Raw genomic sequence first — 15683 nt, 5'->3', positions numbered from 1 at the left:
TGGCAGCGCCTTCCACCGGCTGGATGTACCACGGCAGGGTTAGCCTGATTCCTACCGCGCAATGCGCCGCTCGCTGGTGTGCCCGACGCAGGCGCTGGTCTAACTTGAGTCGGTGGATGGACCACGGCCGGGATGGCGACCGACAGCATGGATGCGTCAGCACAGGCACCGCCTACACCGCGGCGGATACCGACGATGACTGTGGCAGCGGCCTTGTTGCTGGGCATTGTGGTGTGCGCGTGGTCGCCTGCGCTGCTGTCGCGTGCGGTCTATGCGGCATGCCTTGCTGCAGCGGTGCTGGGCATCGGCCTCGGCACATGGTTGCGTCCGCGGCGGATCGTGTTGGTGGGGACACTGGCCAGCGCGGTGTTCGGTTTCGGTCTGATGGGCTGGCAGGTCACCGGCGTCCTGCAGGCACAACTGCGCCCGCAGGATGAAGCGCGGGAACTGACCGTGCGCGGGCAGGTTGTCGAACTGCCGGTCGCCGAGCCACGACGCACGCGCTTCCAGCTGCGTGTGGATGACAATCCCGCACAGCCTGCCGCACTGCGCGGCAAGCTGCTGCAGTTGGCCTGGTATGACGACTTTGGTGCCGAGCGCATCGGGCCGCGTGCCGCGCTGCGCGCGGGCGCCGCCTGGCAGCTGCGGCTCAAGCTGCGTGCGCCGCGCGGCTTGCGCAACCCCGGTGGCTTCGATGCCGAGCGGCAGGCACTGGCGCAGCGCATTGCCGCCAGCGGCTATGTGCGGGTGCCGGCTGCGGCGCGGCAGACCGCTGCACCGCGCGGCGTGAATGCCTGGCGCGAAGCGATGTCGCAGCGCATTGCCGAACGCGTGCCCGGATCATCGGCGTCTTACCTGCGCGCGCTCGCCCTGGGCGACACGCGCGGACTGGACGACGCAGCCTGGGCCACCCTGCGTGCGACCGGGCTCAGCCATCTGATTGCGATCTCGGGATTTCACGTGGGGCTGGTGGCTGCATTCGTCGCCATGCTGGTCGCCGGACTCTGGCGAGCCTGGCCGGTGCTTGGAACGCGGATTCCGCGTAGCCACGCGGCGGCGGTCGCCGCCTTGCTCGGTGCCGCAGGCTATGCGGCGCTGGCGGGCATGGCGCTGCCCACGGTGCGCACCGTGCTGATGATTGCCGTAGTCGCATTGGCGCGGGTGCTGCGGCGGCGTGCCAGCACCGTGCAGATCCTCGCGCTGGCCTTGTTGGCAGTACTGCTGTGGGACCCGCTGAGCGTGCTGGTGGCGGGCTTTTGGCTCAGCTTTGCCGGGGTGGCCTGGCTGGTGTGGTGCCTGCCAGCGGACGATCGCGCGATCGTGCGCGGCTTCCTGTCTGCTCAGACCGTTGCCACTGTCGGCCTGCTGCCGTTGACCGTCAGCCTGTTCGGGCAGGCATCACTGGTGGGGCCATTGGCCAATCTGTTCGCCATTCCCTGGTGGACCTTTGTGGTGGTGCCACTCGCCTTGCTGGGCACCGGGCTGGAAGCAGTGCTGCCGGGAGCGGGCGTGTGGGCATGGCGATTGGCTGGCTGGTGCTTCGAGCTGACCTGGCCGGGCCTGGTCTGGCTTGGGCAGACCTCGGTGGCGTTGTGGTGGGTGCCCGAGTCCGATGCGCTTGCGTTGGTCGCAGCCTTGCTCGGCGCGTTCTGGTTGCTGTTGCCGCGCGGCACGCCCGGCAAATCCATGGCGCTGCTGTTGTGGTTGCCGCTGCTGTGGCCGGACCGCGAGCTTCCCGCGGCCGGCGAAGCCGACGTGCAGGTGCTGGACGTGGGGCAGGGCCTGGCGGTGCTGGTACGCACGCAGCGGCATGCATTGCTGTTCGACACCGGCCCGGCGGTGCGCGATGGCTTCGATGCCGGCGAGCGGGTGGTGCTGCCGGCCTTGCGCGCGCTCGGGGTGCGTCGCCTGGATGCCATCGTGCTCAGCCATGCCGACGCCGACCATGCCGGCGGCTATGCAGCGGTGCGTGCGGGATTGCCCGTGGCGATGACGGCGGCACCGCCACAGGCGCCGCTGGACGTCAGCACCCGCTGCCGTGCCGGCCAGCAATGGGCATGGGACGGGGTGCGCTTTGGCTTCCTGCACCCCAGCGCCGGCTTTCCGTATCTGCGCAATCAGTCCAGTTGCGTGCTGGGCATCGAAACACGGTATGGAAGCGCCTTGTTGCCGGGCGATATCGGCGAGCTCGTCGAGCGCCGTCTGCTGCGTGAACATGCCGCGGAGTTACGTGCCGATCTGGTGGTGGTCCCGCACCATGGCAGCGCCGACGGCTCGCATGCCGATTTCATCGCCGCCACCGGCGCGCGGCTGGCGCTGGTGTCCTCCGGGCACGGCAATCGCTTCGGTCACCCGCGCGCCGAGGTGGTGCAGCGCTGGCAGGGCAGTGGCGCCGAGTTGCTCGACACGGCCCAGGCCGGGGCAATCCGGGTCTGGCTGGGCGCCGACGGCCTGCAGGTACGCGAGCGGCGGCGCTGGCAGCCACGGCTCTGGGATGCTGCGGAACGGCGGCGGTCGGCTGCTATCCTATCGACCAGCGAATAGGCGGCCGCGTTGCCGGAGGAATCGAATCGTGTTGGAGCTGGTCAAGGCAGGCGGTTGGCCGATGGTGCCGTTGCTGTTGCTGGGCGTGATCGCGCTGGCGATCGTGCTGGAGCGTCTGTGGAGCCTGCGCCGCAACGAGGTGACCCCGCCGGGTCTGGGTGAGGAGGTCCGCAACTGGGCCGCGCGCGGCAAACTGGATCCCAGCCACATTGAGTCGCTGCGGCGCAATTCGCCGCTGGGCGCCTTGCTGGCCGCAGCGCTGGATGTGCGCGGTCGTCCGCGTGAGTTGATTCGCGAGCGCATCGAGGACACCGGCCGGCATGTGGTGCACCGCATGGAGCGCTATCTGAATGCCTTGGGCACGATCGCTTCGGCCGGGCCGCTGCTGGGATTGCTGGGCACGGTGGTCGGCATGATCCAGATGTTCCTGGGCATCCTCGATCACGGCGTGGGCGATGTGAACCAGCTGGCCGGCGGCATCGGCAAGGCGCTGGTGTGCACGGCCACCGGCATGATCATCGCGGTACCGGCGTTGATGGCGCATCGCTTCTTCAAGGGCCGCATCGCCGGTTACATCATCGAGATGGAGCAGGAAGCCACCTTGTTGCTGGACACGATGGACGGCCGCGTGGTGCCAGCCGCCGCGGCGCCGGTCGCGGCAGCTGGCAAACCTGTCATGGCAAAGGGCTGACGGATGCGCATCGGCAGTGACCGAAGCCAGGACGAGCCGCATATCGATCTGGTGCCATTGATTGACGTCATCCTTGTCCTCATCATCTTTTTCGTGGTGACCACGACTTTCGACGCACGCTCCACGCTGCAATTGCAGCTGCCGACCGCCAGCGACCAGCACAGCAGCACACCGCCACGTTCGCTGAGCGTGCTGGTCAATGCCGATGGGCGTTATTTCATCAACGATCAGGAAGTGTTGCGCTCGGACGTGGACTCGCTCAAGCAGACCATCGCCCAGCTCGCCGGCGACGACCGCGAGCAGACGGTGTTGATGCGCGCCGATGCACGCACGCCGTATCAAGCGGTGGTGACCGCGCAGGATGCATTGGGGCAACTCGGCTTCCGCCGCATCGCGATCGCCACAGCGCCTCAAGCCGGGGCGACAGCCACGACCGGCCAGACCCGCACTAACGGAACCCGCCAGTGACCACCTCCAACGACCGCCCGGCGCCAGTTTCGTCCTGGCGCACGTACCGTCGCCTGCTGGCTTTTGCCAAGCCGTATCGCCTATTGCTGGTCGCCGCGCTGATTGCCGCGCTGATCGAGGCGGCCGGCACGACCGGCTTCCTGGCGTTGATGAAGCCGATCACCGACGAGACCTTCATCTACAAGAATGCCGAAGTCAGTCGCTGGCTGCCGGTGCAGATCATCCTGTTGTTCGTGGTGCGCGGGGTCGCCGGCTACATCACCGATATGGCGATGGGCAAATCCGCACGCAGCATCGCGCGCGACCTGCGCGTCAAGGTGATGTCCAAATATCTGCGCCTGCCGGGATCGCGCTTCGATTCCGAACCGGTGCCGTCGATGCTGATCCGGCTGGGCTCGGACTCGGACCAGGTGGCGCAGGCGGCGGTGGATGCGGTCAAGGTGATGATCCAGCAATCGCTGCAGGTGATCGGCGCGCTGGCGCTGATGCTGTGGCATAGCTGGCAGGTCACGCTGACCATCCTGGTGCTGGCGCCGGTGCTGGCCTGGGTGATGGACAAGGTGGCGCGGCGCTATCGGCGCATCAGCCACAGCATCCAGGAAAGCGGCGCGCATCTGCTGCAGGCGGCTGACCAGACCTTGTCCAGCCATCAGGAGGTCAAGATCTACGGTGCCCAGCAGACCGAAATGGAGCGCTATGGCGCGCTGGCCGACCGCAATCTGCGTCTGGCGATGAAGGTCGAATCCACGCGTGGCATTTCCACCGCCACGGTGCAGATGATCGGTGCGATCGGTTTGTCGGCGCTGCTGTTCGTGGCCGGTGCCCAGGCACTGGCCGGGCGGCTGACCGCCGGCGACTTCGTGGTGCTGATGACCTCGATGCTGACGATCATTCCAGGCCTCAAGCAGCTCACCAATGTGCAGAACATGGTGCAGCGCGGTTTGGCCTCGGCCGAGCGCCTGTTCTCGGTGCTCGACAGTCCCGACGAGCCGGACCAGGGCGCGGTGCCGCTGACGCGCGCCAAGGGCCTGATCGAATTCCGCAATGTCACTGCACGCTATCCGGGCCAGGTGAACCCGGCCCTGGCCGAGGTCAGTTTCGTGGCGCAACCGGGCACGGTGACGGCGATCGTCGGGCGTTCCGGCAGCGGCAAGTCCAGCCTGATCAAGTTGATCCCGCGCTTCTACGAAGCAGAGTCCGGGCAGATCCTGCTCGACGGGCACCCGGTGCAGGCGTACGCGCTGGCCGATCTGCGGCGGCAGATCGCGCTGGTCGGCCAGCAGGTCATGTTGTTCGACGGTAGCATCGCCGACAACGTCGCCTATGGCGAAATGCGCAGTGCCGATGCCGGCCAGCTGGAACGCGCCATCCTGGGCGCCAACGCGATGGAGTTCGTCGCACAATTGCCCGAAGGCCTGCAGTCGCATGTGGGCACCAAGGGCGGGCGCCTGTCCGGCGGCCAGCGCCAGCGGCTGGCGATCGCGCGCGCAATGCTCAAGGACGCGCCGATCCTGATCCTGGACGAAGCCACCGCGGCGCTGGACAACGAATCCGAACGCCTGGTGCAGGACGCCTTGCACAAGCTGATGCCGGACCGCACCACGCTGGTGATCGCGCACCGCCTGTCCACCATCGAGCATGCCGACCAGGTGCTGGTGATGGATCAGGGCCGCATCGTCGAGCGCGGCACGCATCACCAATTGCTGGAGCAGGGCGGCTTGTACTCGCACCTGCACGGCATGCAGTTTCGCGAACGTCAGGCATGAGCAAGCGCGGCACCCGCACGCCGGGTTACTGGTACGACAGTGCGCCGATCCCGCTGTCGGCGCGCCTGCTGGCGCCGGTCTACGGCGCTGCCATCGCGCTGCGACGCGCCCTGTATCGCCGCGGCTGGCGCAAGCGCCACGGCGTGCCGGTGCCGGTGATCGTGGTGGGCAACGTCACTGCCGGCGGCACCGGCAAGACGCCGTTGACGATTGCCCTGGTCGCCAAGTTGCAGGAGGCCGGCTGGACGCCCGGCGTGGCCAGCCGCGGGTATGGCCGTGACGAATCGGGCACGGCGCGCTGGGTCGAGGCGGACACGCCGGTCGCGCTCGGCGGCGACGAGCCGGTCCTGATCGCCTGGAAGACCGGTGCTCGCGTACGCGTGGACAGCGATCGCCTGGCTGCGGCGCGCGCCCTGGTCGAAGCGGGCTGCGACATCGTCGTCTGCGACGACGGGCTGCAGCACTACCGGCTGGCCCGCGATGTCGAGATCGAAGTGGTCGATGGCCAGCGCCGCTACGGCAACGGGCGCCTGTTGCCGGCCGGGCCGCTGCGCGAGCCGGCTGCACGTGCACGCGACTGCGATTTCCGCGTGGTCAATCTGGGCCAGGCCAGCGCAGCAGCGACCACACCCGCGCCCGATGACGCCGGATTCGGCGAATGGCAGATGCGCCTGAGCATCGACAGCGTGCAGCCGATGGATGGCAAGCGCGCTCAGCCATTGAGCCGGCTGGCCGGCCAGCGCGTGCATGCCGTGGCCGGGATCGCGCACCCGGAACGCTTCTTCGCGATGCTGCGCGCGCGCGGCATCGGTGTAGTGCCGCATGCCTTCCCTGATCATCACGTGTATCGCGCGGCGGATTTCAGTTTCGGCAGCCGTTTGCCGGTGCTGATGACCGAAAAGGATGCAGTGAAATGCAGGCCATTTGCCGACGAATGGCTGTACAGCGTGCCGCTCAAGGCGGAGCTGCCGGCGGCGTTCTGGGTGAGCCTGCTGGATCGCCTGGACAAGTTGGCCAGCCGGCAGGGCGTGTGAACGCTGCGCCGGTGGGCGATCTGCGGCTTGGTTGCAGCGTCCTTGCCGACCCACCGTCGCGGGACACGCCGCAAGAACATCAAGGTCCCGCGACGTTGGGCGGGCAAGGACCAATCAAGATGGTCGGTGTGCCTGTGCGAGCAGTGCATGCAGCGGCGCGTAGTGCTGATGTAGGGCATCGCTGCTCAACTGAACACCGCGACTTCGCTCAATCACACCACGACATCATGCGATTCGGTTATCTCGTTTCTTCATCTCTTCCTGTTTTCCAGAGCGCGCACGCATGACTAACTCACCGCCTGCAGATTTCGTCGTCGCCATTCCCGCGCGCTACGCTTCCACGCGCTTGCCTGGCAAGCCGCTGCAGTTGATCGGCGATCGCCCGATGATCCAGCATGTGGCCGAGCGGGCGCTGCTGGCCGGCGCGCGCGAGGTCTGGGTGGCCACCGACGATGCACGCATTGCCGAGGTGGTCGAAGGCCTGTCCGGCGTGCATGTGGCGATGACCGGCGACGCGCACGCATCGGGTACCGACCGGCTTGCCGAATGCGCGCGGATCGCCGGATGGGAAGCCGACACCTGCGTGGTGAACCTGCAGGGCGACGAGCCGTTTGCGCCGGCCGCCGGCATCCGTGCGGTGGCCGAGCTGCTGCTGCACTCCGGCGCCGAAATGGCCACGCTGGCCGCACAGGTCGACGGCGCGCACGAACTGTTCGATCCGAACGTGGTCAAGCTGGTGCGTAACGCAGGTGGCGACGCCTTGTACTTCAGTCGCGCGCCGATTCCCTGGCATCGCGACAGCTTCGCCAGTCAGCGCGACAGCTTGCCCGGTGACGGGCAATGGCTGCGCCATATCGGGATCTACGCCTACCGCGCAGGATTTCTGCAGCGCTTCGCGGCAATGCCGCCCGGCATGCTGGAGCGCATCGAGTCGCTGGAACAATTGCGCGTGATGGAGGCCGGCTACCGCATCGCGGTGGCGTTGACGCCCGAACAGTTTCCGCCGGGCATCGATACGCCGGACGATCTGGCGCGCGCGCAAACCCGCGTGGCAGCGGCATGAGGGTGCTGATCGTGTGTCTGGGCAATATCTGCCGCTCGCCAATGGGCGAGGGCGCCCTGCGTGCGCGGCTGGACGAGGCGCGGTTGTCGCGGCGGATCGAGGTCGATTCGGCCGGCACCGGTGACTGGCATGCTGGCGATCCACCGGACCCGCGCGCGATTCGCTGTGCACGCGGCCATGGCGTGGACATCTCCGGGTTGCGCGCGCGCCAGGTGCGTAGCGCCGACTTCGAACACTTCGACTGGCTGCTGTGTGCCGATGGCAGCAATCTGCGCGATCTGCAGCGCCTCGCCCCGGCGCCGCTGCGCGACAAGGTCGCGCTCTGGTTGCCCTGGGCGGGTGTGGAAGAGCGCAACGATATCCCCGACCCCTATACCGGCGGCATGGACGATTTCGAGCGTGCCTGGCGGCTGGTCGATACCGCTGCGCGCCAGACCGTGGCCAGACTCACCCGCAGCTAATCGGGCTTGGGCATAATTACGGTATGACTGCCCAGCTTACCCAGGAATTGCCGGAATTTCCTACCTGGCTCAATGCCAGGCCATCCACCCTGCAGGAGCATCGCGGGCGGGCGCTGGTGCTGGCATTCGTCAATGCCAGCTCGGTGTGGTGCGCCGAGCGCCTGGCCGAGCTGGCGCATTTCCAGGCGCGCAGCCCCGGCCGGCTGCAGGTGATCGTGGTGCAGGTGCCGCGCTTCGACAGCGAACGCGAGCCGCAACGCGCGCTCAAGCAGCTGCGCGGCCATGGTGTCAGTGCGCCCATTTTGCTCGACAGGGACTGGGAGACCTGGCGCCGTTTCGGCATCGAATCCTGGCCGACGCTGGTGCTGCTCGATGCCTACGGCCGCGAGCGTCAGCGCCTGGTCGGCGTGACCGGCGATCTCGATAAGGCGCTGGTCGCCCTGTGCGAAGGCCAGCAGCCGCCGTCGGATGCCGACCTGCACGGGGTGGCCGAGCGCGATCCCGAGCCGCGCCTGGAGCTGCGGTTTCCAACCGGGCTTGCCGCCACCGAGGACCGCCTGTACATCGCCGACACCGGCCATCACCGCGTGCTCGAATGCACGCATGGCGGCCGCGTGCTACGTCGGTTCGGCCACGGCAACGCGGACTTCATCGATGGTGGCGTCGGTGAGGCAGCGTTCCGGCGTCCGCAAGGCCTGGCCCTGGAGCGCGACCAGCTGTATGTCGCCGATACCGGCAATCACGCCCTGCGTCGCATCAACCTGCGCAGCGGGCAGGTCGACACCTTGTGCGGCACCGGGCGCTCCGGCGAGCCGGTCGAGGGGCCGCTGGCGTTTGCCGGCGCCTCGGCGCTGAACTATCCGCAAGGTCTGGCCGTGGCCGACAATCAGGTGTTGATCGCCATGGCGGGCGACAACCGCATCTGGAGCTATGACCTGGGCCGCGCCGCATTGAGCGCACGCGCCGGTACCGGTGCGCTCGAGATTCGCGATGGCAGCGGGCATCTGGCCGCGTTCGCACAGCCGGCCGGCCTGGCCGCGGTGCAGCAGGTGGCCTACATCTGCGATGGGCTGGGCTCGTCGATCCGCACCATGCAATTGCGTGGCGATCTGGTGCAGACCCTGGTCGGCGGGCAGGGCACCTGGCAGTTCGGCCACGAGGACGGCCCGCGTGGCACTGCGCGGCTGCAGTTTCCACAAGCCATCGCGCTGGCGGCCGATTCGCCGATGCTGTGGATCGCCGACACCGGCAACGGCCGCCTGCGCTGCCTGCGTCTGGGTGGCGGCGAACTGACCACGGTCGCGCTGCCGCGCCGCCTGCATGGCCCGGCCGGGCTGGCGGTCGCCGCCGGTGCGGTGTGGATTGCCGAGACCGATGCCCATGCCGTGTTGCGCTACGACCTGGCGAGCGGCGAACTGCGCGATGTTTCGATAGAAGAATGAACGCAAGGCCCCAATCCGATTTCGATGGAAAGGCGTTTGCTGCGCAATTGAGCACCGCGCCCGGCGTCTACCGCATGTACGCGGGCGACGACACCTTGCTGTATGTCGGCAAGGCCGGTGCATTGCGCAAGCGCGTGGGCAGCTATTTCAACGGCACGCCGAAGAATGCGCGGCTGACCTCGATGCTGTCGCAGGTCGCGCGGATGGATGTCACCGTGACCCGCAGTGAAGCCGAAGCGCTGCTGCTGGAAAACCAGCTGATCAAGTCGCTGTCGCCGCGCTACAACGTATCGCTGCGCGACGACAAGAGTTATCCCTACGTGCTGCTGACCCGCGAGCAGTGGCCGCGCATCGCCCTGCATCGTGGCCCGCGTGCCGTGCAGGGGCGCTACTTCGGCCCGTACACCGGCGTTACCGGCGTGCGCGAAACGCTGAGCCTGATGCACAAGCTGTTCAAGCTGCGCAGTTGCGAAGACAGCGTGTTCCGCAACCGCTCGCGGCCGTGCCTGCAATACCAGATCGGCCGCTGCAGCGCACCCTGCGTGGAGCTGGTCGCCGCGCCCGATTACGCCGAATCGGTACGCCGCGCCACCATGTTTCTGGAAGGCAAGAGCGACCAGCTCGGCGAAGAGATCATGCAATCGATGCAGCAGGCCAGCGAGGCGCTGGAGTTCGAGCGCGCCGCACGCCTGCGCGATCTGCTTTCCTCGCTGCGCAGCATGCAGAACCGCCAGTACGTGGACGGCCGCGCGGCGGATCTGGACGTGCTGGCCTGCGCCACGCAAGCCAGCCAGGCCTGCGTACTGCTGCTGAGTTTTCGCGACGGCCGCAACCTGGGCACGCGCTCGTTCTTTCCCAAGACCAATGGCGAAGACAGCGCGGACGAAATCCTGGCTGCGTTCGTGTCGCAGTACTACGCCGAACATTCGCCGCCACGCGAGATCCTGCTCGATCGCGAAATTCCCGATGCCGAGCTGATCGAAGCCGCACTCAGCACCGCCGCCGAATACAAGGTGACGTTGAAGTGGAACGTGCGCGGCGAGCGTGCCGGCTATCTGTTGCTGGCGACACGCAACGCACAGCTGACCCTGGTCACCGAACTCACCAGCCAGAGTGCGCAGCACGCACGCAGCGAGGCATTGCGCGAGATGCTGGGGCTGGCCGAGCAGGTCAGGCGGGTGGAGTGCTTCGACATCAGTCACACCATGGGCGAGGCGACGGTGGCCTCGTGCGTGGTGTTCGATGCCAGCGGCCCGGTGCGCGGCCAATACCGGCGCTTCAATATTTCCGGGATCACGCCGGGCGATGACTACGCCGCGATGCGTCAGGCCATCGAACGGCGTTTTCGACGCGCGGTGGAAGAAAACGGCGTGCTGCCAGATGTGCTGCTGATCGACGGCGGCGCCGGTCAGCTCGCGCAAGCGAAGGGCGCGCTGGCCGATCTGGGCATCGAGAATGTGCTGCTGGTCGGCGTGGCCAAGGGCGAGGAGCGCAGGGCAGGGCACGAGGCGCTGATCATGGCCGACGGCCGCGAACTGCGGCCGGGTGCGGCATCGCCGGCACTGCAGTTCATCCAGCAGGTGCGCGACGAGGCGCACCGCTTTGCGATCACCGGTCACCGCGGTCGCCGCCAGAAGGCGCGCATGACCAGCAAGCTCGAGGATATCCCCGGCATCGGTCCGCGCCGACGCGCGAGCCTGCTCAAGCATTTCGGTGGCCTGGTCGGGCTCAAGGCCGCCGGCGAGGCCGAGATTGCGCGGGTGGAGGGCGTCAATGCCGCACTTGCCGCGCGAATCTACGCTAACCTGCACGGGCTGGCGCTTCCCGATGCGGCAGGCGAGTCGAGTCCGTAATGAAGTTGACCATCCCCACGTGGCTGACACTGCTGAGGATCGTGATGATCCCGGTGTTGGTCGTGGTGTTCTACCTGCCGTACACCTGGACCAATTTCGCCTCCGCCGGCGTGTTCGCGCTGGCTGCCATTACCGACTGGCTGGATGGCTGGGTCGCGCGGCGTTATCACCAGTATTCGGCCTTCGGCGCATTCCTGGACCCGGTGGCCGACAAATTGATGGTCGCAGTGGCGTTGTTCCTGATCGTGCAGGGACACCCCACGCCGTGGATGGCGTTCTGGGCGGCGGTCATCGTCGGCCGTGAAATCGCAGTGTCCGCATTGCGGGAATGGATGGCCGAAATCGGCCAGCGTGCCAAGGTGCGGGTGGCGGTGATCGGCAAGGTCAAGACCACCGCCCAGATGGTCGCGCTGCTGTGTTTGCTGTATTCGGTGACGCCGGGGCAGATGCCCACGCACGAAATCTGGTTCGGCAACCTGATCTTCCGCGCCGGTTACTGGACGCTGGCGATCGCCGCATTGCTGACGCTGTGGTCCGGATTCCAGTACCTGCAGGCCGCTTGGCCGAGCCTGCGCGCCGACGAAAAAGCCGCGATCACCAGCAAACCGAAAAAAGTCGAAAGCAATAGTTGACAGCGATGCTGTTCGCTGTAGAATTTCGCCTCCCAAGCGGGAATAGCTCAGTTGGTAGAGCGCAACCTTGCCAAGGTTGAGGTCGCGAGTTCGAGTCTCGTTTCCCGCTCCAGATGTAGACAAGGCCCCTTGCCGGAGGTCTCGTTGTTTCAAGGCAGGATGCCTTGGGTTTGATGTTTCGGCCTGGTGGTAGAGTGGTTATGCAGCGGACTGCAAATCCGCGTACGCCGGTTCAATTCCGGCCCAGGCCTCCACATTGCATGCGTTGTTTCATGCGTCGGCAACGACGACAGGACTGGCGCAACGAAGTAACAAGCTGTACAATTTTGCTCCACGCGGGAATAGCTCAGTTGGTAGAGCGCAACCTTGCCAAGGTTGAGGTCGCGAGTTCGAGTCTCGTTTCCCGCTCCAAATTCGAACCCTGTATATCGAACGATATACAGGGTTTTTTATTGGCCGACGCTGGTGCTGGACGTAGCACTTGAAGGGCAACTATTCGCCTTCTTCTTGCTGACATAGGGCCGCGTGCTTGATGCCAGAGGTGCATTGCGCCTAGTGCACCGCTGGCGCCAGGACTTCTGTCGTAAACAAGATCGCATCGTTGTGCGTGGCACTGCGTGGATGCTGCAGTTGCTGCTCTCCAGACGCACGGAAGGGCACCGCGGTCTGCATCGCTATGCAATGGCGCGCCGCTTCATCTCACTCGGAGCAGGCCTTGGCATCGCTGTCCACGTCTATCGCAGCCGTGATCACCAATCTGCTCGCGCTATTCCATCTCAGCCTGCGATGCGCTGACGGTTGCGGTGATGTCCGGGACAGGGGAGCTGGCTGAGGGCGCGCCACGCATTTGTAAGCGCGACGCGGAGGCTGGACTGCGTAATGCGAGAGCGCTGCAACATCGCAGCAGGCAAGGTTTGCTTGCGCGTCGATGGCCTTGTGCGATTTGCAGCGCCATCAGAGCGTGCCCGGGGCGGGAATCGAACCCGCATAGCCTTGCAGCTGAGGGATTTTAAGTCCCTTGCGTCTACCAGTTTCGCCACCCGGGCATTGCGATAGCGTGCCTGATTGCGCGCCGATTGTGAATCGCCGCGTCGCCGATTCGCCGCACTGATGACCGGATGGCTGCCTGCGCTATGCTCCCACCGCGCAGGCGCGCAGCAACCAGCTGCGCACGATCGAAGGAACCGCATGTCCAGCACCACGCTACTCGCTCCGCAGCAGGCCCGCATCGCCGTGATTGGGTTGGGCTATGTCGGCCTGCCGTTGGCCGTTGCATTCGGCGAGCAACGCGATACGTTGGGCTTCGACATCGATGCGCAGCGGGTCGCGCAGCTGCGCGACGGTCACGACGCCACGCTGGAGCTGGACGACACCGAGCTGGCTGCCGCCACCCGGTTGCGCTACACCGCGAACGCTGCGGACCTGTCTGCGTGCAGCATCTTCATCGTCACCGTGCCGACGCCGATCGACAGCTTCGAGCAGCCCGACCTGGAACCGCTGCGTAGTGCCACCACGCTGATCGCCGCTGCGCTCAAACCCGGCGACCTGGTGATCTACGAATCCACCGTCTACCCGGGCACTACCGAAGAAGTCTGCGTGCCCTTGCTCGAAGCCGCATCGGGGCTGCGTTTCAACGACGACTTCTTCTGCGGCTACAGCCCCGAGCGCGTCAATCCGGGTGACCGCCAGCGGCGTCTGCGCGATATCCGCAAGATCACCTCCGGCTCCACCGCAGAAGCCGCCGATGCGGTCGACGCGCTGTACGCCAGCATCATCACTGCCGGCACCTGGCGGGCGCCGTCGATGCGCGTGGCCGAGGCCGCCAAGGTGGTGGAAAACATCCAGCGCGACGTCAATATCGCGCTGGTTAACGAGCTGGCCTTGATCTTCGACAAGCTGGGTATCGATACGTTGGACGTGCTGGAAGCCGCCGGAACCAAGTGGAATTTCCTGCCGTTCCGCCCCGGCCTGGTCGGTGGTCACTGCATCGGGGTGGATCCGTATTACCTGATGCACAAATCCGAAAGCGTGGGCTATCACCCGGACCTGATCCACACCGCGCGCCAGGTCAACAACCGCGTCGGCCGGCACGTGGCCGAGCGCGTCTGCGGCATGCTGGCCACACGTGGCGTGGTGCTTGCGCAGGCGAGGGTGTTGGTGCTGGGCGCCACCTTCAAGGAGAACTGCCCGGACCTGCGCAACAGCCGAGCGCTGGAGCTGGTGCAACTGCTGCAAGCCGCGGGCGTGCAGGTCGACACCTGCGACCCGTGGGCCGACCCCGCAGAGGCGCTGCAACATGCCGGCGTGCAGTTGTGCGAGCTTGCGGACGAAGGTGCGTACGATGCCGTCGTGCTGGCAGTCGCGCATGCGCAATACCGCGACTACGACACCCAGCGTATTGCCGCACTGGGCAAACCGGGTGCGGTGATTTACGACGTCAAATCGGTGTGGCCGCGCGAGGCAGTCAGCGATCGTCTGTAGCGCGGTCGGTCTGCTGCAGCCACTGCACCGCGCCATGCGCGGCACGTAATCCGCTGGCGAAGCAGGCGGTCAGCAGATAGCCGCCGGTCGGGGCTTCCCAGTCGAGCATCTCGCCGGCGCAGAACACGCCAGGCCGCGCGCGCGCCATCAGCTGCGCATCCAGTGCCTCCAGCTGCACGCCACCGGCCGAGCTGATCGCCTCGGCAAGCGGGCGCGGTCGCAGCAGGCGTAACGGCAAGTGTTTGAGCGTACGCGCCACCAGCGCAAGATCGTCGCCCGCCTGTTTGCCCAGGTGTTCGTAGAGCAAGGCGGCCTTGACGCCGTCGATGCCGACCTGCCGGCGCAGGTGCTCGCTGAAACTGCGTCCCTTGCGCGGTTTTTCCAGTTCGCCGCTGACGCGTTCCAGCGAGCGTCCCGGGAGCAGGTCCAGGCCAAGCTCGGCGACGCCATCGGCATCGATCTGCGCGCGCAGATCCGCAGCCAGCGCATAGATCAGGCTGCCCTCGATGCCGGTGGACGTCGCAACGCACTCGCCCTGCAACTGCTGCGGTGTGCCGCTGCGATCCTGCCAGTGCGCGACCACGGGCTTGAGCGGCGCACCGGCATGCCGCTGCACAAAATGCGCGCTCCAGGCGATGTCGAAGCCGCAGTTGGCCGGCACCAGCGGCGCCACCGCAATGCCGCGTTCCTGCAGCACGCCTTGCCAGCGACCATCGGAGCCGAGCTGCGGCCAGCTGCCGCCACCGAGCGCCAGCACCACGGCATCTGCGGTGCGTTCGACATCACCGGTGGGAGAGTGGAAACGCAGCGCACCGTCATCACTCCAGCCAAGCCAACGATGCTGCACATGAAACACAACGCCCTGTTCCTTGAGTCGGCGCACCCAGCCACGCAGTAGCGGCGCGGCCTTGCGATCCATCGGGAACACGCGCCCCGAGGTGCCGACATAGGTCTCCACGCCCAGGTCGCGCGCCCAGGCGCGCAGCGCGTCCGCATCGAACTGCTGCAACCACGATGCAACCGCCTCGCTGCGCTCGCGATAGCGTTGCGCAAACAACGGCATCGGATCGGAGTGGGTGAGGTTCAAGCCGCCCTTGCCGGCGATCAGGAACTTGCGCCCCACCGAACCTTTGGCTTCGTACAGGTCGACCGCAAGGCCTGCCGCACATGCTACCTCTGCCGCCATCAGGCCGGCCGGTCCACCACCGATGATGGCCAACCGCCGCTTGCTCGCATCCGTCATTGCTC

The 15683-nt window shown here is 66.6% G+C and carries 11 protein-coding genes, 4 tRNA genes and 1 pseudogene; 14 read left to right on the top strand and 2 right to left on the bottom strand.

What is annotated here, in order from left to right; all coding sequences use genetic code 11:
* Positions 1-132: 132 nt before the first annotated feature.
* The 13 genes and pseudogenes from ABQY74_RS10885 to ABQY74_RS10825 form a co-directional block, all read left to right on the top strand.
* Positions 133-2679 (top strand): annotated as a pseudogene (locus tag ABQY74_RS10885) (DNA internalization-related competence protein ComEC/Rec2); the annotation flags it as partial.
* A complete protein-coding gene (locus ABQY74_RS10880) occupies positions 2573-3235 on the top strand; it encodes a MotA/TolQ/ExbB proton channel family protein (RefSeq protein ID WP_039527133.1) in 663 nt (220 codons plus the stop codon). The pseudogene ABQY74_RS10885 and the gene ABQY74_RS10880, both read left to right, overlap by 107 nt.
* A gap of 3 nt (positions 3236-3238) precedes the next feature.
* Positions 3239-3703, top strand: coding sequence for a biopolymer transporter ExbD (locus ABQY74_RS10875; RefSeq protein ID WP_349791407.1), 465 nt, complete (start codon positions 3239-3241; stop codon positions 3701-3703).
* Positions 3700-5469: a lipid A export permease/ATP-binding protein MsbA gene (gene msbA, locus ABQY74_RS10870; RefSeq protein WP_016902580.1), complete on the top strand. Its 1770-nt coding sequence runs from the start codon at positions 3700-3702 to the stop codon at positions 5467-5469. Before ABQY74_RS10875 ends, msbA begins: the two co-directional genes overlap by 4 nt.
* Positions 5466-6503 carry a tetraacyldisaccharide 4'-kinase gene (lpxK, locus tag ABQY74_RS10865; RefSeq protein ID WP_349791405.1) on the top strand — a complete coding sequence of 346 codons (1038 nt, stop codon included), beginning with the start codon at positions 5466-5468 and terminating at the stop codon, positions 6501-6503. The genes msbA and lpxK overlap by 4 nt, the downstream gene beginning before the upstream one ends.
* A 283-nt stretch (positions 6504-6786) precedes the next feature.
* Positions 6787-7566, top strand: coding sequence for a 3-deoxy-manno-octulosonate cytidylyltransferase (kdsB, locus tag ABQY74_RS10860; protein ID WP_115511042.1), 780 nt, complete (start codon positions 6787-6789; stop codon positions 7564-7566).
* On the top strand, positions 7563-8027 hold the full coding sequence (locus ABQY74_RS10855; protein ID WP_166773498.1) for a low molecular weight protein-tyrosine-phosphatase: 465 nt from the start codon (positions 7563-7565) through the stop codon (positions 8025-8027). The genes kdsB and ABQY74_RS10855 overlap by 4 nt, the downstream gene beginning before the upstream one ends.
* A 23-nt stretch (positions 8028-8050) precedes the next feature.
* Positions 8051-9469, top strand: a complete 1419-nt coding sequence (locus tag ABQY74_RS10850; RefSeq protein WP_166773499.1) for a hypothetical protein — start codon at positions 8051-8053, stop codon at positions 9467-9469.
* Positions 9466-11322, top strand: a complete 1857-nt coding sequence (uvrC, locus tag ABQY74_RS10845) for an excinuclease ABC subunit UvrC (RefSeq protein WP_016902575.1) — start codon at positions 9466-9468, stop codon at positions 11320-11322. The genes ABQY74_RS10850 and uvrC overlap by 4 nt, the downstream gene beginning before the upstream one ends.
* A complete protein-coding gene (gene pgsA, locus ABQY74_RS10840; protein WP_016902574.1) occupies positions 11322-11954 on the top strand; it encodes a CDP-diacylglycerol--glycerol-3-phosphate 3-phosphatidyltransferase in 633 nt (210 codons plus the stop codon). Before uvrC ends, pgsA begins: the two co-directional genes overlap by 1 nt.
* Positions 11955-11990: 36 nt before the next feature.
* Positions 11991-12066 (top strand) — tRNA-Gly (locus ABQY74_RS10835).
* 68 nt (positions 12067-12134) lie between these two features.
* Positions 12135-12208, top strand: a tRNA-Cys gene (locus tag ABQY74_RS10830).
* Positions 12209-12289: 81 nt separating this feature from the next.
* Positions 12290-12365, top strand: a tRNA-Gly gene (locus ABQY74_RS10825).
* Between the two features lie 551 nt (positions 12366-12916).
* Here ABQY74_RS10825 and ABQY74_RS10820 read toward each other — a convergent pair.
* Positions 12917-13000 (bottom strand) — tRNA-Leu (locus tag ABQY74_RS10820).
* 142 nt (positions 13001-13142) lie between these two features.
* On the opposite strand from ABQY74_RS10820, the gene ABQY74_RS10815 reads away from it, so the two are divergent.
* Positions 13143-14435 carry a nucleotide sugar dehydrogenase gene (locus ABQY74_RS10815; protein ID WP_349791402.1) on the top strand — a complete coding sequence of 431 codons (1293 nt, stop codon included), beginning with the start codon at positions 13143-13145 and terminating at the stop codon, positions 14433-14435.
* Here ABQY74_RS10815 and ABQY74_RS10810 read toward each other — a convergent pair.
* The gene (locus ABQY74_RS10810) at positions 14419-15678 is read right to left on the bottom strand and encodes a TIGR03862 family flavoprotein (RefSeq protein WP_349791399.1); all 1260 of its coding nucleotides are present in this window, start codon (positions 15676-15678) and stop codon (positions 14419-14421) included. The genes ABQY74_RS10815 and ABQY74_RS10810 overlap by 17 nt on opposite strands.
* Positions 15679-15683: the final 5 nt, after the last annotated feature.

The sequence above is a fragment of the Xanthomonas sp. WHRI 7064 genome, assembly GCF_040202355.2.
GTDB lineage: Bacteria > Pseudomonadota > Gammaproteobacteria > Xanthomonadales > Xanthomonadaceae > Xanthomonas > Xanthomonas arboricola.
Note: the sequence above shows the minus strand (reverse complement) of the source record. Positions and strands in the feature narration are given on the sequence as shown.

Coding starts and splice junctions, on each gene's coding strand:
- kdsB (WP_115511042.1), top strand. CDS start 6,787: ATGACTAACTCACCGCCTGCAGATTTCGTCGTCGCCATTCCCGCGCGC.
- pgsA (WP_016902574.1), top strand. CDS start 11,322: ATGAAGTTGACCATCCCCACGTGGCTGACACTGCTGAGGATCGTGATG.
- ABQY74_RS10815 (WP_349791402.1), top strand. CDS start 13,143: ATGTCCAGCACCACGCTACTCGCTCCGCAGCAGGCCCGCATCGCCGTG.
- ABQY74_RS10850 (WP_166773499.1), top strand. CDS start 8,051: ATGACTGCCCAGCTTACCCAGGAATTGCCGGAATTTCCTACCTGGCTC.
- ABQY74_RS10810 (WP_349791399.1), bottom strand. CDS start 15,678: ATGACGGATGCGAGCAAGCGGCGGTTGGCCATCATCGGTGGTGGACCG.
- ABQY74_RS10875 (WP_349791407.1), top strand. CDS start 3,239: ATGCGCATCGGCAGTGACCGAAGCCAGGACGAGCCGCATATCGATCTG.
- uvrC (WP_016902575.1), top strand. CDS start 9,466: ATGAACGCAAGGCCCCAATCCGATTTCGATGGAAAGGCGTTTGCTGCG.
- ABQY74_RS10855 (WP_166773498.1), top strand. CDS start 7,563: ATGAGGGTGCTGATCGTGTGTCTGGGCAATATCTGCCGCTCGCCAATG.
- lpxK (WP_349791405.1), top strand. CDS start 5,466: ATGAGCAAGCGCGGCACCCGCACGCCGGGTTACTGGTACGACAGTGCG.